23 protein-coding genes and 1 pseudogene are annotated in these 25095 nt (G+C 54.2%); 11 read left to right on the plus strand and 13 right to left on the minus strand.

The features are described from left to right. The first annotated feature begins 6 nt into the window (after positions 1–6). The 4 genes and pseudogenes from L1065_RS08100 to L1065_RS08115 all read left to right on the plus strand — a co-directional run bounded on the left by L1065_RS08100 (position 7) and on the right by L1065_RS08115 (position 5335). Positions 7–423 (plus strand): annotated as a pseudogene (locus L1065_RS08100) (VOC family protein). Then, positions 420–1040, plus strand: a complete 621-nt coding sequence (locus tag L1065_RS08105; RefSeq protein ID WP_237094957.1) for a LysE family transporter — start codon at positions 420–422, stop codon at positions 1038–1040. The pseudogene L1065_RS08100 and the gene L1065_RS08105 overlap by 4 nt, the downstream one beginning before the upstream one ends. A gap of 77 nt (positions 1041–1117) precedes the next feature. Then, positions 1118–3532: a DNA topoisomerase (ATP-hydrolyzing) subunit B gene (gyrB, locus tag L1065_RS08110; protein ID WP_237094958.1), complete on the plus strand. Its 2415-nt coding sequence runs from the start codon at positions 1118–1120 to the stop codon at positions 3530–3532. Between the two features lie 60 nt (positions 3533–3592). After that, entirely contained in the window at positions 3593–5335 is a 1743-nt protein-coding gene (locus L1065_RS08115; protein WP_237094959.1) for an SARP family transcriptional regulator, read from the plus strand. Here the strand turns inward: L1065_RS08115 and L1065_RS08120 are convergent. Next, the gene (locus L1065_RS08120; protein ID WP_237094960.1) at positions 5322–6236 is read right to left on the minus strand and encodes a rhodanese-related sulfurtransferase; all 915 of its coding nucleotides are present in this window, start codon (positions 6234–6236) and stop codon (positions 5322–5324) included. The two genes, L1065_RS08115 and L1065_RS08120, sit on opposite strands and share 14 nt — an antisense overlap. Before the next feature lie 103 nt (positions 6237–6339). Between L1065_RS08120 and pncA the strand changes: the two genes are divergently transcribed. Together pncA and pncB are read left to right on the plus strand one after the other, a co-directional pair. After that, on the plus strand, positions 6340–6945 hold the full coding sequence (gene pncA / locus L1065_RS08125; protein ID WP_237094961.1) for a bifunctional nicotinamidase/pyrazinamidase: 606 nt from the start codon (positions 6340–6342) through the stop codon (positions 6943–6945). Further along, positions 6938–8230: a nicotinate phosphoribosyltransferase gene (pncB, locus tag L1065_RS08130; protein WP_237094962.1), complete on the plus strand. Its 1293-nt coding sequence runs from the start codon at positions 6938–6940 to the stop codon at positions 8228–8230. Before pncA ends, pncB begins: the two co-directional genes overlap by 8 nt. Here the strand turns inward: pncB and L1065_RS08135 are convergent. The 4 genes from L1065_RS08135 to L1065_RS08150 are packed head-to-tail and all read right to left on the minus strand — an operon-like array spanning position 8227 to position 11131. Then, complete coding sequence (locus L1065_RS08135) at positions 8227–9108, minus strand: phosphotransferase enzyme family protein (RefSeq protein ID WP_237094963.1); 882 nt, start codon at positions 9106–9108, stop codon at positions 8227–8229. The two genes, pncB and L1065_RS08135, sit on opposite strands and share 4 nt — an antisense overlap. Then, positions 9096–10343, minus strand: a complete 1248-nt coding sequence (locus tag L1065_RS08140; RefSeq protein WP_237094964.1) for an aspartate aminotransferase family protein — start codon at positions 10341–10343, stop codon at positions 9096–9098. Before L1065_RS08140 ends, L1065_RS08135 begins: the two co-directional genes overlap by 13 nt. Continuing rightward, positions 10340–10759, minus strand: a complete 420-nt coding sequence (arfB, locus tag L1065_RS08145; protein WP_237094965.1) for an alternative ribosome rescue aminoacyl-tRNA hydrolase ArfB — start codon at positions 10757–10759, stop codon at positions 10340–10342. Before arfB ends, L1065_RS08140 begins: the two co-directional genes overlap by 4 nt. A 57-nt stretch (positions 10760–10816) precedes the next feature. Next, the gene (locus L1065_RS08150) at positions 10817–11131 is read right to left on the minus strand and encodes a hypothetical protein (RefSeq protein ID WP_237094966.1); all 315 of its coding nucleotides are present in this window, start codon (positions 11129–11131) and stop codon (positions 10817–10819) included. A gap of 109 nt (positions 11132–11240) precedes the next feature. Here L1065_RS08150 and L1065_RS08155 point away from each other — a divergent pair, with 109 nt between their 5' ends. After that, positions 11241–11597, plus strand: a complete 357-nt coding sequence (locus L1065_RS08155) for a RidA family protein (RefSeq protein WP_237094967.1) — start codon at positions 11241–11243, stop codon at positions 11595–11597. A gap of 229 nt (positions 11598–11826) precedes the next feature. Here L1065_RS08155 and L1065_RS08160 read toward each other — a convergent pair whose 3' ends face one another. The 4 genes from L1065_RS08160 to L1065_RS08175 all read right to left on the minus strand — a co-directional run bounded on the left by L1065_RS08160 (position 11827) and on the right by L1065_RS08175 (position 15470). After that, positions 11827–12462, minus strand: a complete 636-nt coding sequence (locus L1065_RS08160; RefSeq protein ID WP_237094968.1) for a queuosine precursor transporter — start codon at positions 12460–12462, stop codon at positions 11827–11829. A gap of 137 nt (positions 12463–12599) precedes the next feature. Further along, entirely contained in the window at positions 12600–13517 is a 918-nt protein-coding gene (gene mepA / locus L1065_RS08165) for a penicillin-insensitive murein endopeptidase (RefSeq protein WP_237094969.1), read from the minus strand. Further along, positions 13502–14881 carry an MFS transporter gene (locus L1065_RS08170; protein WP_237094970.1) on the minus strand — a complete coding sequence of 460 codons (1380 nt, stop codon included), beginning with the start codon at positions 14879–14881 and terminating at the stop codon, positions 13502–13504. The genes mepA and L1065_RS08170 overlap by 16 nt, the downstream gene beginning before the upstream one ends. 70 nt (positions 14882–14951) lie before the next feature. Further along, positions 14952–15470 (minus strand): acyl-CoA thioesterase, encoded by a 519-nt coding sequence (locus L1065_RS08175; RefSeq protein ID WP_370641153.1) that lies wholly within the window; start codon positions 15468–15470, stop codon positions 14952–14954. Between the two features lie 146 nt (positions 15471–15616). Between L1065_RS08175 and L1065_RS08180 the strand changes: the two genes are divergently transcribed. From L1065_RS08180 to L1065_RS08190, 3 genes are read left to right on the plus strand one after another with little or no spacing between them, the layout of a single operon-like run. Further along, the gene (locus tag L1065_RS08180) at positions 15617–15904 is read left to right on the plus strand and encodes a YggT family protein (protein WP_237094972.1); all 288 of its coding nucleotides are present in this window, start codon (positions 15617–15619) and stop codon (positions 15902–15904) included. Continuing rightward, entirely contained in the window at positions 15901–16821 is a 921-nt protein-coding gene (locus L1065_RS08185; protein ID WP_237094973.1) for a bifunctional enoyl-CoA hydratase/phosphate acetyltransferase, read from the plus strand. The genes L1065_RS08180 and L1065_RS08185 overlap by 4 nt, the downstream gene beginning before the upstream one ends. Further along, positions 16796–17923, plus strand: coding sequence for an acetate/propionate family kinase (locus L1065_RS08190; protein WP_237094974.1), 1128 nt, complete (start codon positions 16796–16798; stop codon positions 17921–17923). The genes L1065_RS08185 and L1065_RS08190 overlap by 26 nt, the downstream gene beginning before the upstream one ends. On the opposite strand, the gene L1065_RS08195 is transcribed toward L1065_RS08190, so the two are convergent. The 4 genes from L1065_RS08195 to L1065_RS08210 all read right to left on the minus strand — a co-directional run bounded on the left by L1065_RS08195 (position 17920) and on the right by L1065_RS08210 (position 22768). Next, positions 17920–18684: an FkbM family methyltransferase gene (locus L1065_RS08195; protein ID WP_237094975.1), complete on the minus strand. Its 765-nt coding sequence runs from the start codon at positions 18682–18684 to the stop codon at positions 17920–17922. The two genes, L1065_RS08190 and L1065_RS08195, sit on opposite strands and share 4 nt — an antisense overlap. Next, the gene (locus tag L1065_RS08200; protein ID WP_255766338.1) at positions 18685–19083 is read right to left on the minus strand and encodes a DUF6165 family protein; all 399 of its coding nucleotides are present in this window, start codon (positions 19081–19083) and stop codon (positions 18685–18687) included. 3 nt (positions 19084–19086) lie between these two features. Next, on the minus strand, positions 19087–20451 hold the full coding sequence (locus L1065_RS08205) for a tetratricopeptide repeat protein (RefSeq protein WP_237094977.1): 1365 nt from the start codon (positions 20449–20451) through the stop codon (positions 19087–19089). Between the two features lie 439 nt (positions 20452–20890). Beyond that, positions 20891–22768 carry a nucleoside-diphosphate sugar epimerase/dehydratase gene (locus tag L1065_RS08210; protein WP_237094978.1) on the minus strand — a complete coding sequence of 626 codons (1878 nt, stop codon included), beginning with the start codon at positions 22766–22768 and terminating at the stop codon, positions 20891–20893. Between the two features lie 260 nt (positions 22769–23028). On the opposite strand from L1065_RS08210, the gene recQ reads away from it, so the two are divergent. Beyond that, positions 23029–25065 carry a DNA helicase RecQ gene (recQ, locus tag L1065_RS08215; RefSeq protein WP_237094979.1) on the plus strand — a complete coding sequence of 679 codons (2037 nt, stop codon included), beginning with the start codon at positions 23029–23031 and terminating at the stop codon, positions 25063–25065. Positions 25066–25095 lie beyond the last annotated feature (30 nt).

The raw sequence follows: 25095 nt of genomic DNA on the forward strand, positions 1-25095 counted from the left end.
CCTCTTATGACACCCAATCGCATCACACTCATTTCACTTGGCGTCACCGATCTGGCACGGTCACGGGCATTCTACGAAGCCCTTGGATGGCAGTTGGAAGAGGCGACAGATGACGTTGCATTCTACGATCTCGGGGGCTCAAAATTTGGCCTTTATCACTTGCACAAACTTGCCGAAGATTTGGGGAAACCGGTTGATGATTTGGGCCGCGGCGCAATGAATCTATGCCAGAATTATCCTTCAGAAAATGAGGTTGATCAGGCCTTTCAAGCCGCGATTGATGCTGGTGCGACTGCGGTCAAAAGCCCCGAAAAGATCTTTTGGGGTGGATACTCGGGCACATAGTCGGACCCCGATGGCCACATCTGGGAAATTACCTTTAACCCGTTCTGGCCATTGGATAAAAATGGAAAAATAGCGTGACGATATCTGCCTATGAGGCGTTGCTTTACGCAGGCGCTATCGCTGTTTTGTTTCTCACGCCTGGTCCTGTTTGGGTGGCGCTGATTGCGCGTGCTTTGTCGGGTGGTTTCAATTCTGCATGGCCGCTCGCATTTGGGGTTGCGATTGGCGATGTCCTTTGGCCAATCATAGCTGTTTTGGGGGTTAGCTATCTGGTCGCGCAGTTTGAGGATGCGATGCTGATCATGCGCTACGTTGCTTGCGTGATCTTTCTGTTTATGGGGTTCGTGCTGATCAAAAACGCCGACAAAACGCTTGGATCCGATAGCCGCCTGACCCGCCCCGGGATGCTTGCTGGTTTTCTTGCTGGCTTGGCCGTCATCATCGGCAATCCCAAAGCCATATTGTTCTACATGGGCGTCCTCCCCGGCTTTTTTGACCTGACCCAAATCACCATTTGGGATGTCATTTTGATCTGCGCGATTTCCTTTGTGATCCCTTTTTTGGGCAACCTTTGTCTTGGGGTGTTTGTAGGGCGGATTCGCGTGTTTTTGAGCTCCAAGGCGGGCGTGCGAAGGCTTAATATTTCAAGCGGCTGTTTGTTGATCCTTGTCGGCTTGGTCATTCCATTCACCTAACGCAAAATATGGGGCAATCGCGTGACAAGGGGCGCTAAACCTCGTATAAATCGGTGAAAATAAGAGGTCCCGAACAGATGTCAGACACACCCGATACGCCCGAGGAATATGGCGCGGATTCTATCAAGGTTCTCAAAGGCTTAGAGGCTGTCCGCAAGCGGCCTGGCATGTACATCGGGGATACCGATGACGGCTCTGGTTTGCATCATATGGTCTATGAGGTTGTGGACAACGGTATCGACGAGGCATTGGCCGGTCATGCGGACTATGTGAACGTCACGATCCATGCGGATTCCTCGATTTCCGTCAAAGACAACGGGCGCGGTATTCCCGTTGGTATGCACGAGGAAGAAGGCGTCTCGGCCGCTGAAGTCATCATGACCCAACTGCACGCAGGCGGTAAATTTGACAGCAATTCCTACAAGGTTTCGGGTGGTCTGCACGGTGTTGGTGTTTCGGTTGTCAACGCGCTGTCAGATTGGTTGGAATTACGTGTTTGGCGCGACGGATCAGAACACATCGCGCGGTTTGAACGCGGCGATACGGTCAAACATCTTGAACGCCTTGGCCCGTCTGATGAGACAGGCACAGAAGTCCGCTTTCTGGCGTCCACAGATACGTTCAGCAACCTTGAATACAGCTTTGAAACACTCGAAAAACGCCTTCGGGAACTGGCCTTTCTGAACAGTGGTGTCCGCATCATTTTGAAAGATGAACGCCCCGCCGAGACGCTGGAAACAACCCTGTTTTACGAGGGCGGTGTGAACGAGTTTGTCAAATACCTCGACCGTTCGAAATCGTCGGTCATGCCTGAGCCGATTTATGTCAAAGGCGAAAAAGACGATATCGGGGTTGAGGTCGCGATGTGGTGGAACGACAGCTATCACGAGAATGTCCTGCCATTTACAAACAACATTCCGCAACGTGACGGCGGCACCCATATGGCGGGTTTTCGTGCGGCACTGACCCGCACGATCAATAACTATGCCCAGTCCAGCGGCATTGCGAAAAAGGAAAAGGTGAATTTCACAGGCGATGATGCACGCGAAGGGTTGACCTGTGTGCTGTCGGTGAAAGTTCCCGACCCTAAGTTTTCCAGCCAGACCAAAGATAAACTTGTCAGCTCAGAAGTGCGCCCTGCCGTGGAAAGCCTTGTAGGTGAAAAGCTGTCCGAATGGTTTGAAGAAAACCCCAATGAAGCCAAGATCGTGGTCGGCAAGATCATTGAGGCGGCTTTGGCACGTGAGGCAGCACGCAAAGCACGCGAACTTACCCGACGCAAAACAGCGATGGATGTGAACTTCCTTGCGGGCAAGTTGAAGGATTGTTCAGAGAAAGACCCTTCGAAAACCGAAGTCTTTCTGGTGGAGGGTGATTCAGCTGGTGGATCGGCTCAGACGGGGCGTGACCGTCAAACCCAAGCCATTTTGCCACTGAAAGGTAAAATTCTGAATGTTGAGCGCGCGCGGTTCGACCGCATGCTTGGAAGTCAGGAGATTGGCAATCTGGTTATGGCGCTTGGCACCGGGATTGGCCGGGACGAGTTTAACATCGACAAGCTGCGCTACCACAAGATCGTTATTATGACGGACGCCGATGTGGATGGTGCGCATATTCGGACGCTGCTGCTGACGTTCTTCTTCCGCCAGATGCCGGAATTGATCGAAAAAGGATATCTCTATATCGCGCAGCCGCCTCTTTACAAAGTCGCGCGTGGCAAGTCCGAAGTTTACCTTAAAGACCAAGCTGCGATGGATGACTATTTGATTGAACAGGGTGTCGAAGGTGCTGTCCTGCGGCTTGAAACGGGTGAAGAAATCGTGGGTCAAGACCTGCGCCGTGTCGTCGAAGAAGCCCGTCAGATGAAGCGCGTTCTGGATGCCTTCCCCACGCATTACCCACGTCATATTCTGGAGCAGGCCGCCATCGCTGGCGCCTTTGTTCCGGGTGTTCTGGACGCGGATTTGCAAGGCACCGCTGATCTGGTTGCCACCCGTCTTGATCTGATTGCGTTGGAATACGAGCGCGGTTGGAAAGGTCGCCCGACCCAAGACAAGGGTATGCGCCTGACCCGCATTTTGCGCGGTGTAGAAGAAGCGCGTACGTTGGATGGACCCATGCTGCGCAGTGGCGAAGCGCGTAAAACTGGTAGCTTCACAGAAAGCCTGCAAGAGACTTACGCACGTCCCGCAACCTTGCACCGTAAAGATCGCCAGCAACCCATCTTTGGGCCGCTTGATCTTTTGGCAGCTATTTTGGAAGAGGGTGAAAAGGGGCTTTCGCTGCAACGCTACAAAGGCCTGGGTGAGATGAACCCTGATCAGCTTTGGGAAACGACGCTGGACCCCGATGCGCGCACCTTGCTTCAGGTGAAAATCGAGGATTTAGCCGAAGCCGATGATATGTTCACAAAGCTGATGGGCGATGTTGTCGAACCGCGGCGCGAATTTATTCAAACCAATGCGCTGAGTGTGGAAAATCTCGACTTCTAACACCTGACAAGTCTTTGGCATTCGGCGATCACCGCGTTATCATTGCCCATGACTGCGGGTTTGAAAAATACGCTTCCGGGTGATCCGCCTCTGATCAAGCTGTTCCTGTTCGGGCCAGTGACTGTGATTGGGGAAGATGGTCAGGACCTGACGCCTAAGTCAAAAAAGGCGCGTGCGATCCTTGCCATGCTTGCACTTGCACCCCGCGGGGTACGCTCGCGTGTTTGGCTACGACATCAGCTTTGGAGCATCAAAAACGAGGATCAGGCCGCAAACAGCTTGCGTCAGTCGTTGTCTGAAATTCGCCGCGCTTTGGGGCCCGTCGAAAAACGGTGCATGCAGGCCGATAAAAATACAGTCGCATTGAACCTGTCGATTATTGATGTCGATTACATGCGTGCTCGAAAAGCAGATGGGGATCTTGATCGGAGCGTTTACGCGCCCGAGCAACTTTTGGAAGATCTGGATATCGCAGATGCAGAGTTTGAAGCCTGGCTGCGCAATGAACGTGATGTTTGGGCCGCGCGCCTGAACACGACATCTCTCAGCCTTCGGCTACAGCCAAGGGTCGCCGACAAAGACACGTCTTTGGTTGCCAAGCCTGCGACCTATGGTGTGGGCGAACAGACCAAAATTGCTATTTTACCGTCTATGTTGATGGGTGAAACACGTTTTACCGAACGGCTTATGCCACAGGCCCACGGGTATCTGCGCAAGGGTCTTGATGATATTGGTGACTTTCGCTGCATCGAACCCCAGGGCACCCAGACTGACCACTGGTCACACACGCCCAAGGACTGGATTGCCGTGCTGCCAGTCGATGTTCCTGTCGCGTTTCAGTTTCGCGGTTTCCAAACCACTGACCAGATCCACATGGCGTTGCAAATGCAACATATCCCTTCAGGGCGCATGATTTGGTCACTTCAAGCCGAGCCTGTGTCTATCGCATCTTCGTATCAAGAGCGGGCGGTTCATGGCCTCATTTCGGCAGGTCTTGATGCGACGCAGTCCCACCTTTTGACTGAACTTCCCCAGTTACGGGACGCAAATATTTGCACCAACGCGCTGGCCACGATGATGCGTTTGTCCGCGCCTGATATTGATAAGGCCGAGACGATCCTGACCGATGGTTTAGCCACCAAGCCTACGGCCCAGATCCATTCGCTCATGGCCTTTTTGCTGACCTTCCGCATCGGGCAAAGGTTTCAATTTGAGGATGCCGCGTTGATTGATCGTGCGCAGGACCACACAAGTCAGGCCCTTAAAACCAGTGCTGAAAATGCGCTGGTCCAAACCCTTACGGCCCATGTGCATAGCTATCTTTTCGGGGAATATGATTTTGCCGCGGGCTTGTTTGAAAAGGCGCTGCGCCGAAACCCGACGCAGGTTCTTGCATGGGATCTTTATTCCATGCTGCACGCCTACGCTGGCCAACCAAGCAAAGCCCTGGCGATGGCAAATTGGGCGTGTCACCTTGGGGCGCAAAGTCCGAACCGGTATTATTTTGAAACAACACGCGCGATTACGGCGTGTTTTTCAGGCCAGCACGAAACTGCGTTGAAGGCTGGTGAATTCGCCCTTACCGAACGGCCAGAGTTTAACTCAATCCTCAGAGTTCTTGTGTCGAGTTCAGCTCATCTTGGACGCATCGAATTGGCGCATTCCTACTTACAAAGGCTGCGTCAGGTTGAACCGGACTTCACCATCGAGGCGCTGCGCGAGGCGGGGTATCCGGGTCTCGAAACAGATGGCGGAAAGCACTTCGTTGAAGGATTGTTGAAGGCGGGCGTTAAACCGTCTTAGTCGCGCCGATGTGCGCTTCCCCACGTTCTTTCGCCAAGTTGATCTGTTTTTGCCGCTCGCGGAAACGCGCTTTGTCTGCATCAGATGTGTGATCGATACACTGATGACAGGATACGCCCGTTTCAAATTCCTTGCGGTTCAGGTCTTGGGGTTCAAGTGGCTTACGGCAGGCATGGCACAACGTGTGCGGCCCAACTTCCAGCCCATGTTCAACTGATACACGGTTGTCGAAAACAAAGCATGCCCCGTCCCAAGTGCTCTCCTCTTTCGGCACGTCTTCTAGATATTTCAGGATACCGCCTTTGAGGTGATAAACATCCTCTACCCCCTGACCGATCAGGAAATTTGTGGACTTTTCGCAGCGAATGCCACCTGTGCAAAACATGGCGATCTTTTTATTGTGAAAGCGATCCTTGTTATTTTCCCACCACTCAGGAAATTCCCCAAAGGTCGTTGTTTCGGGGTCTATCGCGCCGCGAAACGTGCCAATGGCAACCTCATAATCATTTCGTGTATCAATGACCGCAACGTCATCGGACAAGATCAGATCGTTCCAGTCTTTTGGGTCCACATAGTGTCCAACGCGCGCCTTGGGGTCGACATCAGGCTGGCCCATTGTGACGATTTCTTTTTTCAGGCGCACTTTCATTCGGCCAAAAGGTGGTTCGGACGATTGGCTTTCTTTCCATTCAAGATCAGCACATCCTGGCAGGCATTTCAGGTGGTCCAGCAATGTATCGATGCCTGCGCGTGATCCTGCAACTGTCCCGTTTATGCCTTCGGCCGCCAACAAAAGGGTGCCAGTAATCCCGTGGTCCGCGCACAGCTTTTGCAAGGGCTCACGCAAAGCGGCGTGATCGGGAAAGCGGGTGAAGTGATAAAGAGCGGCAATTGTATACATGGCCGCGGATTTAAGCGCCTATCGGATGCCACGCAAGCGCAGCATTGACGCGGGCCACGGTGGGCCTTACGCAAATGCGAAGTTTTCAAGGAAGGGCCACCCCATGTTTCCCGCTTCTCACGCATTGCTTGTGATTGATGTGCAAAATGATTTTTGTCCCGGCGGTGCGTTGGCGGTGCCGGACGGCGATCAAATCATCGGAGGAATTAACGCTCTGATGGATGAATTTCCAAGTGTAATCCTGACGCAAGACTGGCATCCTGCGGGCCACTCTTCTTTTGCAAGCACCCACGACGCCACACCCATGAGCGTAACCGAGATGCCCTATGGCCCACAGGTTCTATGGCCCGACCACTGTATCCAAGGCACCCACGGGGCTGCTTTCCACCCTGACCTGAAAACGGATCGTGCCGATCTGATCATTCGCAAAGGGTATAACCCGCAGATTGATAGCTATTCTGCCTTTTTCGAAAATGACAAAGCCACCCCCACAGGTCTTGAAGGCTATCTGCGCACACGCGGTATTACGGACCTGACTTTGGTCGGGCTCGCCACTGATTTCTGTGTGAACTACTCGGCAATGGATGCCGCACGACTTGGCTTTGCTGTCACGGTGCTTACCGACCTCAGCCGCGCGATTGATTTCGATGGCTCGCTCGCGGTGGCCCTTGGTGACATGAAAAACGCAGGAGTACAGATCGATGGTTGATATCGCGACCCGCGTCTGGAACCACAAATGGAAAATTGATCCCATTGTCCGTTCCTTGATTGATACGGATTTTTACAAACTTCTGATGTGCCAATCAGTGTTTCGCAACAAGCCCGACACACAGGTGACATTCAGCTTGATCAACAGATCCACGCATGTCCCGCTTGCCGACTTGATTGATGAAGGCGAGCTTCGTGAACAGCTTGATCACATCCGTGGCCTGTCGCTCAGTCGCGGTGAAAGCACTTGGATGCGAGGCAACACATTTTACGGCAAGCGCCAGATGTTTCGCCCCGACTTTATGGATTGGTTCGAAAACCTGCGTCTGCCTGCGTATCATCTCGAACGTGTCGGGGACCAATACGAGCTGACGTTCGAAGGATCCTGGCCCGAGGTCATGCTTTGGGAAATACCCGCCCTGTCCGTTTTGATGGAGCTGCGCGGCCGCGCTGTTCTGGGCGATATGGGACGGTTCGAGCTACAGGTGCTGTATGCGCGTGCTATGACAAAGCTCTGGGGTAAGATTGAAAAACTGCGCACCGTTCCCGACTTGCGGATTGCCGACTTCGGCACACGCCGCCGCCATTCGTTTTTGTGGCAAGATTGGTGTGTGCAGGCGATGACCGAAGGATTGGGCAGTAGTTTTGCTGGCACATCCAACTGCCTGATTGCCAAAAACCGCGATCTTGAGGCGATTGGCACCAATGCCCATGAATTGCCCATGGTCTATTCCGCCCTGGCCGAGACGGACGAGGCGCTGGCCCAAGCGCCCTATCAGGTTCTATCCGACTGGCATGATGAGCACGAAGGCAATTTGCGCATCATCCTGCCCGATACATATGGAACACAGGGTTTTCTAGATGGCGCACCAGATTGGCTTGCAGGGTGGACAGGTATTCGTGTCGACAGCGGCGATCCCGCGACAGCGGCCGAGATTGCGATCAAATGGTGGAAAGACCGCGGTGAGGACCCTACCCAAAAGCTGATCATCTTCAGTGATGGATTAAACGAGAACAAGATTGTTGAACTCGCGGCCCAGTTTGCTGGCAGGTGCCGTATCTCATTCGGGTGGGGCACATTGCTGACCAACGATTTCAAAGGTCTGACCGAAGGGGACCGCCTTGCGCCGTTTTCGCTTGTTTGCAAGGCCGTCAGTGCAAACGGCAGGCCAACGGTGAAACTGTCAGATAACCCCCGCAAAGCGATGGGGCCCGCCGACGAGATTGCGCGCTATAAACGGGTGTTCAAACTCGGCGCGCAAGACGACATGGACGTTGAGGTTTAAAGCACCCGCCGCGCCATGTTTACCGCGCGATTTGCGTAAAATGCCAATCGCGGGTCATCCTTGGGAACGCGGCTGATAACCCAACCGCAAGACGCCAGCGCCCGCATCAGCACAAAGATCATCACCTCTTCTTCGCTTACAGGGGTGCGTTTGGCGTAGCCCTCACGAAGCGCCGCGCATAAATCCGTGCGGTCCGAATACTGGATGAGGGCCGTGCCCAAGTCATACAACCGATAGCCATAGCCCGCGTCGTCAAAATCGATAAGTCGAAGCTGATTGCCATCGACAAGCACGTTTTCACCCAGAACATCTGCATGGATCAATCCACGGTCTGACCATTTGTCTTGTGCAAGATACTGTCCCAAAAAGGCGCGGGCATTTTGTAACAGCTTTCGATCGCCCTCCGATAAAGCCGTATTTTCCCAATAACATCCCCAATGGGGAGTATCGCAGGTAAAAGCAGCGGCATCCCATGCGGGGCGGTCCATCTGGGGCAGGTTCAGGGCATCGGTTTTCGCATGCAGATCGGCAAGCAGGCTGCCAAGCGCAAAAAAATGGTCAGGTGTTGGCGCAACGTCGGCCAAGGCCGTGCCATCCATCCAGGTGACCATGGAAGCCAAGCGGCCATCAGCGTATTGCTCAACCAAATGGCCCGCCCGGCTGCGCAATGGGCGCGGACAGGGAAATCCCTGCTCTGCCAAGCCTTCGGTCCACAGTAACTCTGCCTCAATCGCCGCGCGTGATTGATAGCCTACACGGTGCAACCGCAGGGCCGCACGACCGTTTGATAAGGTAACGTCATAGACGCAGTTCTCACGCTCGACGATCAAGCGTGGCGGTGTGACGACATGCCCCCAAAGCGTGGCTAACCGTTCCATGGCGTGTCCTTCAAAACCTGCTCAAGCAAGTCAATGGCCTGATCTGCATGCTGTCTTTCAAACGGCATGGGGGGCCGCATTTTCAAGGTGTTCATGTGGCGACCAATGCGGTTCATCAACACGCCACCTTGCACCATCTTCTCAACCACAGCTGCACAATAGTCTGTCGCTGGTGTGCCATCATCGTGCTGAAATTCAATCCCGAAGAATAGCCCATAGCCACGTGCCTCAACTGCGCCTGCATGCGTGATGCCCTGCAGTCTCTCAAGCGCATGTGCCCCGACCTTGGCGGCGTTTTCCTGCAGTTCTTCGTCTTGGATAACGCGCAGTGTTTCCAGCGCGGCAGCAGCAGCAACAGGGTTGCCCCCGAAGGTATTGAAATATCCAAAGGCTTCGCGAAAAGCGGCCATGACATCGGGCCGCGCAATGGTGCCTGCAACGGGATAACCGTTTGCCATCGGTTTTCCGACCGTGACCACATCAGGTGCGATTCCAAGCCACTCGTGACCCCAGAAATGTGATCCGATCCGTCCAAAGCCTGGCTGAACCTCGTCGCATAAAATCAAACCGCCCGCCGCTTTGATTGCCTTGGCTGCGGGATCAAAAAACCCTTTCGACACTTGTGGAAACCCTTCGTTGGCAAAGATGGGACAAAGCATCATGCCACCAAAGCCGTGGCCGCGATCTTCAAGTGTTTGTATCGCGTGGCTGACGTGGGTGCCAAAAGCCTCGGGTGTTGTGTCAGACAACGGCGCAGGGACCAAAACGACATGGTCAGGATAGCCCCCAATCGGCGGGCGGCGGGTGCTAAGGTGTGACGTTGCAAGTGTGTTGCCATGATAGGTGTTATCGGTCGCAATGATCCCTATTTTTCCCGTAACGGCCTGCGCCATTCTAAGTGCGATATCATTCGCCTCTGAACCAGTGCAAACCATGATCATCTGGCTGAGGTCATGGTTCAGGGTGGCTGTAAGTGCTTCAATATATTCAAGAATGCCGTCATGAAGATAGCGGGTGTGGGTGTTCAGGGTCGCGCTTTGTTCGGCAATCGCCGCGACAACGCGAGGGTGGCAATGGCCCACATGAGCAACATTGTTGTAGCAATCCAGATACCGTTTGCCGCTGGCATCCCAAAGGTGGACGCCTTGGCCCCGCACCAGATGAACGGGGCGGTCATAAAACGTGGGGACATGTGGCCCCATCAATCGGGTGCGGCGCTCAAGAAGGTCTGTCATTCGTCGTCCCTTACCCGCCCACGCATTGCCTTGATCTGTCCGCGGTTTGCCTTGGCCGCTAGCCGCCGCTTCTGGCTGCCCAACGTGGGCCGTGTTGCGACCCGCCTTTTGGGTTTTTCCAATGCTTTCAATATCATTTCCTTGAGACGGTCCCGTGCGATTTCGCGGTTGCGTGCTTGGCTGCGAGTTTCTTCCGCCCGAATGATCAGCGCCCCGTCCAATGTCCATTTGCGCCCCGCAATTCGTTTAAGCCGTGCTTTAACGGGTGCTGGCAAATGAGGAGAGCGTTCCGCTTCAAACCGAAGTTCGACAGCGGTGGACACCTTGTTCACGTTCTGACCGCCCGGACCAGACGATCGGGTGAAACTTTCGGTCAATTCCCAATCGGCCAATTCGATGTTTTGGGTGATTTTCAACGTATCTCATCCCGTATGGCAGAGCGTCTGCTAGACGTATGGCATAGCGCCAGACAGTTAGTCCAAATCACAAGGCAACGCGTGCCCATCGCTGGCCGAAACCAATACGCCGTTTTCGTATACGGCATGAATGTATTTCGCCTCAATCACCTCGTCATACACAACGGATTGGCAAATCTGATCCGCGTTGATGGTTGAACGGACTTGTGTAACCGATGGACCTACAATCGCACTAACCTGGTCAGGCGTCATACCAACGGCCAATCGGTTGGCAAGACTGTCCTGAGTGCCTTGAATTGCGCTGCTTGTCGGGGCGGTCTGCATGCAAGCCGATACGCTGAGGACTGCAAAAGGCAAAACGAGGTATTTCATATCAGGCACTCCTGTTTGGGTTACGCCATCCAAGATAACCACAGTTTGCCATTGAAGTGAAACGACAGCTGGTTAGCGTGTGGGAAAATCTCACAAAAGGAACGCGCCCATGCCAATCGAACGTCATCACCCCTCAGAACGCGCAAGCAAGATCGTCATTCACAACGGTACCGTTTATTTGTCTGGTCAGGTGCCCAATGATGTATCTGCAAGTATTCAGGACCAGACACGGGACACGTTGGCTAAGGTGGATGCCCTTTTGCAAGAGGCGGGCAGCAGCCGTGATCACATGCTCCAAGTCACGATCTTTTTGCGAGATATGAAGGACTTTGCCGCGATGAACGAGGTTTGGAACGACTGGGTAGCTGACGTGGGCAAGCCTGTTCGGGCCTGTGTGAATGCAGAAATGGCCCGGCGCGAGATCCTGATCGAAGTCTGCGTTGTCGCTGCGTTGAAAGACAGTTGAACAAAAAAGGCCGCCCCAAGGTTGGGCGGCCTTTTCGAGATCGTGGAGGTGGGGTCGGTTAGGTTACCGGTGGTTCCCACTTCGGGCGGCGCATCGCCGCAAGGTCTGCCCTACAGGCTGGCCCCCCGAATTGTCCCGACACCTCGCTCCAATGTTTCTCTGATCACTGGATCACCTCCTTTGCTTATCTGTTTCAACTATCTGAATCTAAGCACAGGTTTTCCAAAACTCAAAATGTTTTTGTCATTCTGTCGTTATCGAGTTTTGAAACAAGCACGCGAAACGGCACAAGGGCGATCAAGGCAAGCGACATTTTCACCATCCAATCGGCGGTCGCAAGCGACACCCATAGTGGTGCTTGGGGCCCCATGCCAAGAAGCGGAAGCATCTCTGCGGCCCAGGACACGTCGTTTTCAGGCTCAAGAAAGCTGAGGGTTCCTGAAAAGGCGACTGTAAAAAAGATAGCCGTATCAACCGAGCTGCCGATAAGTGTGGAGGTCAGTGGCGCACTCCACCACTTGCCATTGCGAAGGCGGTCAAAGATCGCAACGTCCAGCAACTGCGCGGTGAGGAAGGCAAGACCAGAGCCGATCGCAATACGGAATGTGACCAGCGGTCCAAATTCGCCCATGATCATCGTTCCGATCAGTGAACAGAAAATCCCGACGATAAAGCCTACAAAAACCACTTGGCGCGCGGCGCGGGCACCGTAAAGGCGGTTCATCAAGTCGGTGACAAGAAACGCTATTGGATAGGTAAATGCGCCCCATGTCAGCCAACTGCCCAAAAGAAATTGAACAAGGATATTTGAGGCGACCACGATTGTGGCCATGGCCAGAATGCCTGGCAGATGTGAGCGTTTCATGTGTTTTTCCCGTTTTACAAGGTGGCGGAGACTCGGCTCACTGGCGAAGTGAACAGCTCGGTCCTAAGCGCCCTGCGACATTTTGGCAAGGCATTTCTGGGATCAATCATGACGCGTCGCAGATTTTGCGGATGGGTTTAGCCGCCCCGCAGCACTGTTGTGCATTGCGCCGGTAGGTCGGTCAGCGTCAATTCACGGCGCTTGCGCGGGGGTGGCGCGTTGGGATCCGGGGGTGGCGGGTTCAGGATATTGTTCACCCAGTCTTGCGCATCTGCACAGCCGTCGCCGCGCGGCGGCGCGTCTTGGCTGATGCAGTTGGGGCTACCTTTGGGGCATTCTAGCCGGACGTGGAAATGATAGTGATGGCCCCACCAAGGCCTAATTTTGCGCAGATAGCTGCGATCGCCTTTTTCGGCGTTGCACATTGCAACCTTTGCGCCCGGAAACACAAAGATACGCGCTGTGCGCGGGTCTTTGGCCGCAGCCCTAAGAATGTTCATATGCTGCTGTGTCCACTTGGAATTGGTGAACGCACCTGCGTTGCGGCGCATGGAGATCGACGAGATATTCTCGCGCTCGTTTTCCGTTAGGTTCAGGCGTTTGGGCGGCAGCATCCAGATGTCTACACCCAGTCCCGTTTGGTGGCTGCGGTGGCCTGTCAGCATTGGCCCCCCGCGCGGTTGTGCCATGTCACCGACATAGAGGCCCTGCCATCCATCTTGGGTTGCCGCAAAGCGCGACAGTTTTTTCACGAAGTCGATGGTTTCGGGATGCGCCCAGTTGCGACCGCGCGATAGTCGCATCGCTTGCCATGTTGGACCTGTTTGCGCCAGCTGCTCGGCCCCTGCTAGGCAACCTTTGGCATACCCGCCGATGGCTTGGCTGGCGCCTTGGGTGGGCGTGCGTGCGGCACCGAATTGCACCTTGGCCAATGTGTTGCGTTCTTGCGCCGTCAGCGTCGGGGCCTTGATCATTTCACCTGAAATATCACGGTCAGCCTGGCCGCATGTAGCCAGCGCAAACGTCAGAACCAAAAAGCCTAGGATGCGTTCCATGTATTGCGATCTCCGTCTTTGTTGACCCACCGTAACAAGATCAAACCGATAATAAACAAGAAAATGACAGGCGATATTCCAAGACGGGGTGAGGACGTCAGATAGGTCGTCACGCCAATCAGTGCAGGCGCCAAAAATGCGGTGGCCTTTCCCGAGAGAGCAAAAAGCCCAAAGGCTTCGGTGGGGCGACCGCGTGTGGTGTGGCGCACCATCATCGAGCGGGAGGCCGCATAAAGCGCGCCACCTGCGCCGCCGATACATGCCCCGCAAATATACATCACTATGTCGGGCACAGCACTGCCTTCGGGAAGGGGGATCCCCAAAATGAAATCGCGTGTCATTCCGACAATCACGATACACACACCTATCAACACCCATATGCAGAACGTGATCACTGGTTTGGGACCAAGCCGCTTGTCGAACACCCCACCGACGTAGGTTGCCACTGATGCTGTGATTGCGCCGACGATCCCAAAGACGCCGATCATCGTGATCGACCAGTTCAGAACCAGTGTCGCGTAAACCCCTCCAAACCCGTAAAGCGCATTCAGCGCATCGCGGTAAAACATGGAAGAGCCGAGATAGGCCGCAAGACTGGGGCGCTTCAAAACACCTTTGAGAGAGGTTTTCAGATCGCCTAAGGCAATGGAAAAGGTGGTTGTCTTTTGCAGGGCTTTGTCTTCGCGGACCCACAAAAAGAAGGGAATCATGAAGATAACAAACCAGATGGCCGAGAACGGTCCAACAAACCTGGTGCCCTCCCGTGCTTCTGGATCAAGACCGAAAAGAGGCGACAGCCCGATCAGGGTTTTGCCCGTTTCGTTTTCTGCGAAAAGAAGCAACATGATAAACAGCGATACAACACCGCCCGCATACCCCAATGCAGCGCCAGCACCGCTGATTTTGCCCACCTCGTCTTCGGGTCCAAGGCTTGGCAACATCGCATTGGTGAAAATCAGCGCGTATTCAGCGGCGACAAACCCAATGCAAAACATTGCGAGGGCAAAGTAAATCTGGCTGCCGTCTGGTACCATCACCCAGATCATTGAAACGGCGACCACATAGATTGCCGAGAATAAAAACATCCAAGGCATCCGGCGACCAGAACTGTCTGCATATGCGCCAAGGATAGGGCCGGTGATCGCAATCATCAGGCCAGCAGCGGTTTGGCCAAACGACCACAGCGATTGCGCTTGTGCATCGGCAAGGTCCTCGGTCAGTCCCGTGCCCATGAAATATTCGGTCGCGACGGCTGCAAAATACGGCCCAAAGATAAACGTAAGGGCAAGGGTGTAAAAAGGTTGCGTGGCCCAATCAAACGCCATCCAGCCCCAAACCCGTTTTTTCAAAGATACATCCGCCACCACACGCCCCTTCGGTTTTGCCAGATTAGGAAGGGTTCATGTGGGTTTTGCAAGGGGTGAGTGTGTTTGCTTAGATACTTGCGTCGGAAAATTGCGGCGGCCAGGGACGGGTCGCATCGGCATCAATCCAGTTTTGCACCCATTGCGGCGTTGGCGGAGAGACTGTTTCATGACCCATCGCCGACAAGACATCTTTGGGTGGGACAATCCCTTTTTTGCCTGTGATGGCCGAACGATAGAGCGCATGGTTAGCGATTTCACCACTGCGCTTAATCATCGCTTGTTGCAGGTAGATGAATTTATCATCCCAACAGATGGCATGCCCTTTGGTGGTAAATGGTTCAAACGGGCGGATCCGGCGGCGGTAGCGCACGGACACCCCTGCCATCGTCAGGCCCCATCTACGTTCTTTCAATATCTTGAGAAGCCCAACGCGTTTGGCCAGAACAGTGCGATTGAGATCAAGAAGCGTGAGAACGCGACCGTTGTTCATTTCCATGAACAAATCAATATCCCAAGGCCAGCACCTGTGGTGGCTGACATGTTGAGCCAACAAAGGCAGATCGGGCGCGCCACGATGCAGCGCCATTTCAACACAGAGACGAGCGATTGGATACATAGGCCCAAAGTAGACAGCCTTACGTTAACGTCAACTATAACCTTGCGGAAAGCAGTTGCCGCCGCCCAACGGTGTGCTTACCTGTTGGAAAAGCAAAACGAAAAGGTTCGTGCACCATGCAATCGCTCTATCAAATTCTGATGCTCATTCTGGATGTGGTCTGGTTCATCATGATCGCCCATATCATCATGTCGTGGCTGCTCAGCTTTCAGGTGCTGAACATGCACCAACCTATCGTTGCGCAAATCTGGACAGGGCTGAACCGCCTGTTAGAGCCGATTTACACGCCGATCCGTCGTATCTTGCCAGATACCGGACCGCTTGATCTGGCGCCTTTGGTGGCCTTTATCGGTCTGATCGCGCTGCGCATTATTCTGCAAAACAACGCGGCTTTGTTCTTTTGACACGTCATCTGCGGTATGAGGCGCTTCTGGAACGTGCGGCGCCCCTTGATCCCATTGCGACAGCCATTGTCGCGCCCGAGGAAGCCAACGCGCTCGGCGGTGCGATCCGTGGTGCTGAAGAAGGTCTGATCGTCCCGGTATTGGTTGGTGACGCATTGCTGATACAGGCGACGGCGCGCGAAATTGGCAAGGATATTTCAGGGTTCGAAATTATCGACGTCAAAAGCCATTCAGATGCCGCAGCACGCGCTGTCCAGTTGGTGCACGAACGGCGCGTGAAGGCTCTGATGAAGGGGTATATCCATACAAACATGCTGCTCAAGCACGTCGTGAAATCCGATGGGGGTTTGCGCACAGGCCGCCGTTTGAGCCATGTGTTTGTGATGGACACCCCAGGGTTTGATCGGCTGATTATGGTGACCGATGCAGCGATCAACATCGCACCGGATCTGAAAACCAAAGCCGATATCGTGCAGAACGCGATTGATCTTGGTCATTCTCTTGGGTTGCCTCATCCGAAGGTCGCTGTTGTCTCTGCGATTGCAACTATCAACCCCGAGATCAACGCCACCGTTGAGGCTGCTGCGCTGGCAAAGATGGCCGACCGGGGTCAGATCAAAGGCGGACTGGTTGATGGGCCTTTCGCGATGGACAATGCGGTCAGCCCAAAAGCGGCTGCGATCAAGAAAATCGTATCGCCCGTTGCAGGTTTGGCGGATATTCTGATGATGCCCGAAATTCAAACGGGCAACATGGTTCTCAAGACACTGACGTTCATGGCGGGCGCGCAAGCGGGCGGGCTTGTTGTGGGTGCAAAGGTGCCGATTATGCTGACCAGCCGTGCTGATGACCAAGACGCGCGTGTTGCCAGCTGCGTCTTGGCGGCGTTGCATGCCCACCACGGCAGCGCAGGCTAATCCGATGGCCAAGGCAATCCTAACCCTGAATGCCGGCTCGTCTTCCGTGAAATTCGGTGTCTTTGATGCCGCTCAAGAACCCCAAGAGCTTGCTTCAGGTCAGGTTGAAAACCTTGGTGCAAACGCGCAATTGCTGTTCGACGGGCAAACCTTTTCGCTTGGCACCACCGATCATGTAGCTGCGGTTTCAGCAATATTAGACACTGTTTCACCTGTTTTAGGGGAGCGTCAGGTTGGTGGTGTCGGGCACCGTATTGTCCATGGTGGTATAGATTTCGACAAACCGACCGAATTGACGTGGCCCGTGATGGATGCCTTGGGGGAATTGATCCCTTTGGCCCCGCTTCACCAACCGCATAACCTTGCCGCGGCACGCGCCGCGATTGAGGCCTTTCCAAAAGCCATTCAAATCGGATGCTTTGACACCTCGTTTCACCGCGACCACTCTTGGGTCAACGATACCTTTGCGATCCCGCGCAAATACTATGACCAAGGCGTTAGGCGGTATGGGTTTCACGGGCTGAGTTACAGTTTCATCGCCAGCGAAATTGCCCGTAGCTACCCCGACCTTCATGATGGGCGCGTCGTTGTTTGCCACCTTGGCAATGGGGCCTCTATGTGTGCAATGCGCGCGGGTCGGTCGGTTGCATCCAGCATGGGGTTTTCCGCCCTCGACGGGCTGCCTATGGGCACGCGCAGCGGTTACATCGATCCTGGCGTTTTGCTCTATCTGATGGAGCATGACGGACTGGACGCCGCAGCACTGACCAACCTGCTTTATAAAGAAAGCGGTATGAAAGGCCTGTCGGGCCTCACGCATGACATGCGTGACCTGCTGGCAAGTCATGCCCCTCAAGCAAAGCAAGCCGTGGACTATTATGTGCACCGCATTCAGCTAGAGATCGGGGCGATGGCCGCGGCGCTAAAGGGGCTTGATGCGATCGTCTTTTGCGGCGGCGTTGGCGAAAACGCTCCGATTATTCGGGACCGTATCGCCCAAGGCATGGCTTGGATGGGGGTCGGTGATGATATCCCTGTTTTGGTTATCGAAACCGACGAAGAGCGGGTCATCGCACGGGCCGTTACCCGCGCGATAAGCTAGCGCCGCTTGGCAAAGATATCATCGGGCCCTGCAAATTCGATCAGATCATAGCCGTTGTCGCGCATGATTTGCGGGATGTCTGACGCGCCGGTGTTGTTTTCGATGCTCCAGACCTGCACATCATGGTCGCCAAACGGAAAGTCCTGCAAACAGGCCAGTTCACCCCCTTCGATATCAAGAGAAATCACATCAGGGTGCATCAGGTCGTGATCGCGCAATATCGTGGAGAGGCGGCGGGTCTCGACCGTTATGGTCGCCTCTTTGTGGCGCTTGTCTTGGCGCACTTGAGACAGCAAATCAGGGTCGTAACTGTCTACAAGCCCGCTCATCTGCGTGTAACCTTCCTGCACTTCAAGGAAAGTGGCTGCGCCGTCTTGGTCGCTTACGGCGTAAGGCAGACAGGGGCAGCGGCGGACGGATTGCGCTTTTTCAAGGTTAGAGGGAACAGGCTCTACCAAAAGCCCCGTCCATTTGCGGAAGGCCTCGAAAAACACAGAATTGGACCCTGTTACACCGTCAAAGCCACCCACATCGATGAACGTTCCGCCTGTTTTGCCTTGGAAATACCGATCGATAATTGCATCCTGTCCCGCTTGACTGGCGTAGTGATAATTGGGGTTCAGCATGCGGCGAAGCTCATGCAAGCGGCGGTTTAGCGGCGCACGGCTGCGGTCCTTGCGGTCTGCAAGGGCCTGACGGATGTCCGCCTCAAGGCGACGCAACTCGCTTTGGGCCTGATCGAGACGGTCAGAGAGCGTCATTCAGCCAGCCCCGTGTTCTTCGTAGGATTTTTCCTCGACTAAGGCGGATCCCAAAAACAGGTTGATGTCTTTTTTGACGGCGGCACGTTTGTCGTTGGTGACGTATACAGCGCGCGCAAGCTCAATGAACTTTGGACCAAAATTACCATCGCGCTCACAGATGCGGATATCATCTTCAATATCCCAAAGCGCTTCGTTGATCGCCTGTAGGGATGCGACAAGAGTGTCTAACTCAGCCGAAGTCGGTAACTTTTCCGATACCACATCTTCAAGCATCGCCAATTCACGCCGCACGTTTGCCAGCTTTGCAGCATCGGACATTCGGGTATTTTTAATCCGCAGGATTGTTATTTTGTCCAACAACTCGCCAGGCGAAACAGGGATGAGGATATCATGCATAGGCTAGCCTTTCTTGGCGGCAACAAGGGGGGCGAGGTCACGGGTGACCACGTCAAAAACACTGTCCCAATCGCGGGGCTTGGGCTGGCGGATCAAACGCATGCACGGATACCAAGGCGTGCGATCCCCATCGGGACCATAGAGCCAAAAACCATCCCAATGCAGCAGGTTCCAAACAGGCAGGTCCAATGAACCAGCGATATGCGCAATGGCCGTATCCATTGTGATAACAAGGTCCATTTCAGCCATCACAGCAGCGCTGTCTGCAAAGTCATGATCCGTCGACCCAAGATCAATCGCGAACGCCGCTGTGCCATCGGTGCGGAAATCATCCAGAAACGGTCCTTTGTACAGCGAAAAGCACTGCACCCCGTCAATCGCGGCAAGTCGCAGAATCTCACGATGATCAAACTTGCGGAAATCGTTGCCTTTGTAGGTTGCAGAGCCTGACCAAACGACGGCAATTTTGAAGGCGTCTTGGTGATTTTTCGTTGCGATTTTAGCGCGTGTCACAGCATGATCTGGCAAGGTCAGCTTTGTGGGGGCAGGAATGTCGGCCCCTGCTTCAAAGGCAAACATCGGCACGTCCATCATGCTGGTCCATACGTCAAATGCCGGTAAATCCGACAAATCACTTATGATCTGATCGACGCCGTGCGCCTGTGACACAAGGCTGGCGATTGGTGGTTTGGCGTGCAGGATCACCTTTGCGCCAAGGGATTGCAGCCAAGGCATGAAGCGCGTGAATAAGATGCAATCACCAAAGCCTTGTTCGCTGAAAACAAGGATGGTTTTTCCAGTTAAATCATCTCCGTTCCAGCGTGGCTTGGGCACTTTTGGCGCGCGGATATCCGACTGCTCCCACCGTGCTTGATAAAGGCGAAACCCGCGAGCGTAGTTGCCCGCCGTCAATTCGGTGAAGGCCAATTGCATCCGCAGTTCTGCATCATCGGGGTATTGCGTGATCGCGGTTTCAAGTCGTGCGCGGGCCTCATCCAACTTTCCATCAATGCGCAAGGCGCGCCCAATCAGCGCGATCTGTTCGGGACTGTCTGGCTGTATGGCAAGCAGGGCTTCACGTAGCGCAATCGCTTCCTCATTGCACCCGATATCACTCAGCACATTGGCGAAATTGTTGTTCATTACACCATCGTCTTTGGCCAGAGCATAGGCGCGACGTTGGGCAAGCACAGCGGCATCATAAAGCTTGGATTTGCGCAGCAGGATGCCATAGTTCGTCCATGCGCCTGCGTCCTGTGGGTTTAGCGCCAGATACTTGATGTAAAGCGGTCGTGCGGCATCAAGATCACCATCGACATGCAATTTATCGGCCTGCTGTTTGAGTGATACAGGTCGTTTGTCCATCATTTGACTTAAATGCTCCGCATTATTCTCACCGCGTTTGATGGTGGGTTAGCCCAAGATTAGGGTATTTTTATGATCCTCGTTTTCATGTTTCTTGAGTGTCGCGCATCAATTTGGGTTTGGGCAAGTGTCGTTTTTTTAGCGGGCGCACTATGCTATCCGCTGCGCGCAATTTCTGTGCAAAGCGATCCAGTGTGGTTGGGTGTCTTTCCCGCATTTGCGCACGCGGCGTTTTTCACCTTCGCCCTTGCGACATTGGGCCGGATGAACAGACGCCACGCAGCCTTGTTTGTGGGGGTCGCATCAAGTGCCTTTGAATTCATGCAGCATGCTGCAATTTGGAATAGCTTACCGTTGCCGTCCGTGATGATGGACTATGCGGCACACGGAACTTTCGACAGTTTAGATGTTGCCGTAACTTGGATTGGTGTGCTTGTTGGCCTCAGATGGCTTCGTCACGGCTTTGTTGGTGATAACCATCGACGTAGTCGCGCACCAGATCGCGGACATCGGATGCGTCGTTGTTTTCCAAAGCCTTGCGCAGACGTTTGAGCATCGCAGCAATCTGAATTTCCGGAAGGTACGTTTCTTGCGCACGAAGGATTTTCGGGTGTGGCGTCCCGACCAGACTTTTGTCGTCGATCAGAAGTTCTTCATACAGTTTTTCGCCAGGACGAAGACCCGTAATCTGAATTTCAATGCCGCCATCATCCGGTTCCACACTGACTTTCTGGGCTGACATTTCGATCATCCGTTTGGCAATGTCCAAGATTTTCATAGGCTTGCCCATATCCAGAACAAAGACGTCACTGCCTTTTGCGAACGCGCCAGCCAGCAGCACCAAACGGGCCGCTTCGGGGATCGTCATAAAGAAACGCGTCACTTCGGCATGGGTCACAGTGACTGGCCCTCCCATCGCGATCTGGCGTTGAAACAATGGCAGGACCGAGCCAGATGACCCCAACACATTCCCGAAGCGCACCATCGTAAATCGCGTTGTGGGATAGCGCGTCTGCAGGTCTTGGATAACCAATTCGGCCAGACGTTTTGTGGCGCCCATAATATTGGTTGGGCGCACGGCTTTGTCGGTCGAGATAAGAATGAACCGCTCAAGCCCCTCTTTTGCAGCCGCTTCCGCTACAGTCAAAGTGCCCAGAACGTTGTTTCGACTCCCCTCTAGCACGTTATCTTCAACAAGAGGAACGTGCTTGTAAGCCGCCGCATGCAGGACAATTTCAACGTTCTCTTCTTGCATCACCGACCGAACACGCTGCGCGTTCGTCACCGAGCCCAAGCGGGCAACGATCTCGAAATCCTGCCCCGATGTAAGGGCTGAAATCTCACGTTCAATCGAATAGAGAGCAAATTCACTATGATCGAACAAAACGATTTTGGCACAATCGCAATCCAGCAATTGCCGCGCCAGTTCCGAGCCAATAGAGCCGCCCGCTCCTGTGACCATCACTGTCCGATTGGAATAGGTTTGCCCAATTTCGGGAATTTGCAGGTCAACCTTATCACGGCCAAGCAACTGGTCTGGCGTGACGGTTTTCGAGATCATATCGGTGGACTTGCGATCAAGAATGTCGGCGATCGAAGGCAACACCCGCACATCGACATTCAAATCTTCAAGCGAAGAGATCAGTCGTTGTCGTTTGGATTCTGAAATATCGGGCTGTGCGATCACAACCTGACGGATACGTCCACTGGATACCAGGTTTGGCAAGGCAGACGCCCCTTTGACAGGGATACCCGCAATCATCAGACCGTGAAGCGACTTTGCATTATCGATGAAGACAACAGGCGTGCGGTCTTCGTTCTGCGACAGAACACTGGCAAGTTGGATGCCCGCGGGCCCCGCGCCATAGATTGCGACAGGCGTATGATCGGACGCGTTGGTACGCAGGTAACGCAGCAGGACCAGCATCATTAACCGGATGCTGACCGCTGAAACAAAAAATAGCGCGCCAAAGATAACCGGCACCGAGCGCGGAGTGCCTAGTTGGAGACTGTAAGACACAATTACCGCGTAAATCGCCAGCGTAATTGAGGCCAGACCGATGCGGGATGCGGCATGGCCCTCGAAAGTCCCAAGCTTTATTCGGTGCACCCCAAAAGCAATCAATGTTATGGCACCTGTAACCGTTACGATCGCAAAAAGTGCCAACGCATCGCGCATCGCTTCAGGTGGCGTCAGGGTGCCGTAACGAAGCAAAAAGGCCGCCAAAAGGCAGGCGGGGATGAGCAGGCCATCGATGGCCAGAAAAATCCGCCGCTTGGTTGGTCGCGATAGCGATGTGATGATAGAATAGAAACTCATACAAAATATGCGTTATTCGCCCGTGTTTCGAACTGAAAACGTGTGCCCCTTGGTGTCGCAGCTGTTGCTGTCTTACAATTTCAGTTCGCAGAATCCAAGCAAGGCGACGGGGCAATGCGAATATATGCCTATTTTTTCAGCAACTGCGGCTTGAAGGGCGCAGCGTAGCCGAGGCTTCGTTGTCGCTGATGTGCTTGTCCGCAGTTTCGATGCGTGGCACATCAGCAGATATACAAAAGCAAAATCGCCAGAGCAGACAAATGTCAGACCCTAAATCCATTTTGCGTGAGGTTTTTGGCTTCGATGAATTTCGCGCGGGCCAAGAAGATATCGTTGATGCGGTGATTGCGGGTGAAAACGCCTTGGCGATCATGCCGACAGGCGGCGGCAAGTCGCTTTGTTTCCAGTTACCAGCCCTGTGCCGTGATGGGGTCACCGTTGTCATCTCGCCCCTGATTGCCTTGATGCGGGATCAGGTGCGCGCTCTGCAAGAAGCAGGGGTCAGTGCGGGTGCGCTGACGTCAGGCAACACCGAGGAGGAGACGGATGCCATCTATCGCGCGCTTGATGAAGGGCATTTGAAGCTCCTTTATATGGCGCCAGAACGGCTGGCCTCATCGGGGGCGCAAAACATGTTGCAGCGTGCTGGCGTTGGATTGATTGCTGTTGATGAGGCGCATTGCGTGAGCCAGTGGGGGCATGATTTTCGGCCGGACTATTTGCGCATCGGTGCACTGCGCGAAAGGCTTGATGTGCCATTGGCTGCATTTACCGCCACCGCTGATATCGAAACGCGGCGGGAAATCATCGACAAGCTTTTTGGCGGAATGCCCCCAAGCCACTTTTTACACGGGTTTGATCGTCCAAATATTCATCTGGCGTTTGCCGCTAAAAATGGACCGCGCGCGCAGATCCTTCAGTTTGCGTCTGCACGCAAAGGGTTGAGCGGCATTGTTTACACGGGCACCCGTGCCAAGACCGAGACTTTGACGCAAGCGTTGCGCGAGGCAGGTCATCATGCCTGTTTCTATCACGGTGGTATGGAAAGCGAGAGCCGACGCGAAGTCGAGCGCAGGTTTCAGCAAGAAGACGGGTTGATCGTTGTTGCCACGGTTGCCTTTGGCATGGGGATCGACAAACCAGATATCCGTTGGGTTGCACACGCCGATTTGCCCAAATCCATTGAAAGCTATTACCAAGAAATCGGGCGCGCCGGGCGCGACGGGGCGCCTGCGGATACGTTAACGCTTTATGGTCCTGATGATATTCGCTTTCGGCGCACCCAGATTGACGAAGGATTGGCCCCGCCTGAGCGGCGTGCCGCTGATCATGGGCGGCTGAATGCCGTGTTGGGATTGGCCGAGGCGCTGACCTGCCGCCGTGTTCCATTGTTGGAATACTTTGGCGAGACAGAGGTGTCCTGCGGAAACTGCGATTTGTGCCAGACACCGCCAGAGGTTTTCGACGGCACGACGGCGGTGCGAATGGCGCTGTCAGCTATCTTGCGCACGGGTGAATGGTTTGGCGCGGGTCATTTGATTGATATTTTGCTTGGCAACCAGACAGACAAAATCATAGCCCGCGGTCATACAGACCTGCCCACCTTCGGTGTCGGCAAGGACTATGACAAACGCCAATGGCAGGTCATTTTCCGTCAGATGATGGGACATGATCTGATCCGCCCTGACCCCGAACGCCACGGTGCGCTGCGCATGACACATAAGGCGCGTCCTATTTTGCGTGATGAAGAAACGATCACGCTGCGCAAGGATACGATCCAGAAAACAAGAAACGGGCCTGCGGTAAAAACACTGGTCAGCGAAGAAGATGCCCCGCTGTTGTCTGCGCTCAAAGCGAAGCGGCGCTTTCTGGCGGAACAGGCAAATGTGCCAGCCTACATCGTGTTCAATGATCGCACCTTGGTCGAGATGGCAGAGAAGCGGCCCCAAACCCTTGATGACATGGCGGGCATTGGGGGGGTGGGTGCCAAAAAACTTGAACGCTACGGACGTGATTTTCTGGAGGTCATCGCCGGCGACGTGGCCCCAATGCATCCGTCGCGGCGCAAGCTGGCGGGGCGTAGTGAAGCGAGCCTTTATGACCAGCTTCTCAACGCCCAAACCGATTTGATGCGTGGCCCCGAAGGCATGGACAAACCGATGAGTTGTTCTGCAGGGCATCTGGCCAAACTTGCCACCATGAGGCCCAAGGATATCACTGCGATTGAGCGCGTGGTGGGTGCGCGCCATGCAGAACGCTTTGGTGCGGCCTTTTTGGACGTTATTCGAAACGCCTGATCTGTCTCTTGAGAACACAGGTCAGCCTGC

It is taken from the genome of Nereida sp. MMG025, assembly GCF_021654165.1.
Classification (GTDB): Bacteria; Pseudomonadota; Alphaproteobacteria; order Rhodobacterales; family Rhodobacteraceae; genus Nereida.

What these genes read in the sequence shown, in the direction of transcription:
- L1065_RS08200 (WP_255766338.1), bottom strand. Translation starts at nt 19,083, where the DNA reads ATGCATGATATCCTCATCCCTGTTTCGCCTGGCGAGTTGTTGGACAAA.
- L1065_RS08175 (WP_370641153.1), bottom strand. Translation starts at nt 15,470, where the DNA reads ATGGCGCTGCATCGTGGCGCGCCCGATCTGCCTTTGTTGGCTCAACAT.
- L1065_RS08120 (WP_237094960.1), bottom strand. Translation starts at nt 6,236, where the DNA reads ATGTATACAATTGCCGCTCTTTATCACTTCACCCGCTTTCCCGATCAC.
- L1065_RS08135 (WP_237094963.1), bottom strand. Translation starts at nt 9,108, where the DNA reads ATGGAACGGTTAGCCACGCTTTGGGGGCATGTCGTCACACCGCCACGC.
- L1065_RS08190 (WP_237094974.1), top strand. Translation starts at nt 16,796, where the DNA reads ATGCCCACCACGGCAGCGCAGGCTAATCCGATGGCCAAGGCAATCCTA.
- L1065_RS08210 (WP_237094978.1), bottom strand. Translation starts at nt 22,768, where the DNA reads ATGAGTTTCTATTCTATCATCACATCGCTATCGCGACCAACCAAGCGG.
- L1065_RS08140 (WP_237094964.1), bottom strand. Translation starts at nt 10,343, where the DNA reads ATGACAGACCTTCTTGAGCGCCGCACCCGATTGATGGGGCCACATGTC.
- L1065_RS08195 (WP_237094975.1), bottom strand. Translation starts at nt 18,684, where the DNA reads ATGACGCTCTCTGACCGTCTCGATCAGGCCCAAAGCGAGTTGCGTCGC.
- L1065_RS08205 (WP_237094977.1), bottom strand. Translation starts at nt 20,451, where the DNA reads ATGATGGACAAACGACCTGTATCACTCAAACAGCAGGCCGATAAATTG.
- recQ (WP_237094979.1), top strand. Translation starts at nt 23,029, where the DNA reads ATGTCAGACCCTAAATCCATTTTGCGTGAGGTTTTTGGCTTCGATGAA.
- gyrB (WP_237094958.1), top strand. Translation starts at nt 1,118, where the DNA reads ATGTCAGACACACCCGATACGCCCGAGGAATATGGCGCGGATTCTATC.
- L1065_RS08180 (WP_237094972.1), top strand. Translation starts at nt 15,617, where the DNA reads ATGCAATCGCTCTATCAAATTCTGATGCTCATTCTGGATGTGGTCTGG.
- mepA (WP_237094969.1), bottom strand. Translation starts at nt 13,517, where the DNA reads ATGGAACGCATCCTAGGCTTTTTGGTTCTGACGTTTGCGCTGGCTACA.
- L1065_RS08160 (WP_237094968.1), bottom strand. Translation starts at nt 12,462, where the DNA reads ATGAAACGCTCACATCTGCCAGGCATTCTGGCCATGGCCACAATCGTG.
- L1065_RS08155 (WP_237094967.1), top strand. Translation starts at nt 11,241, where the DNA reads ATGCCAATCGAACGTCATCACCCCTCAGAACGCGCAAGCAAGATCGTC.
- L1065_RS08150 (WP_237094966.1), bottom strand. Translation starts at nt 11,131, where the DNA reads ATGAAATACCTCGTTTTGCCTTTTGCAGTCCTCAGCGTATCGGCTTGC.
- pncA (WP_237094961.1), top strand. Translation starts at nt 6,340, where the DNA reads ATGTTTCCCGCTTCTCACGCATTGCTTGTGATTGATGTGCAAAATGAT.
- pncB (WP_237094962.1), top strand. Translation starts at nt 6,938, where the DNA reads ATGGTTGATATCGCGACCCGCGTCTGGAACCACAAATGGAAAATTGAT.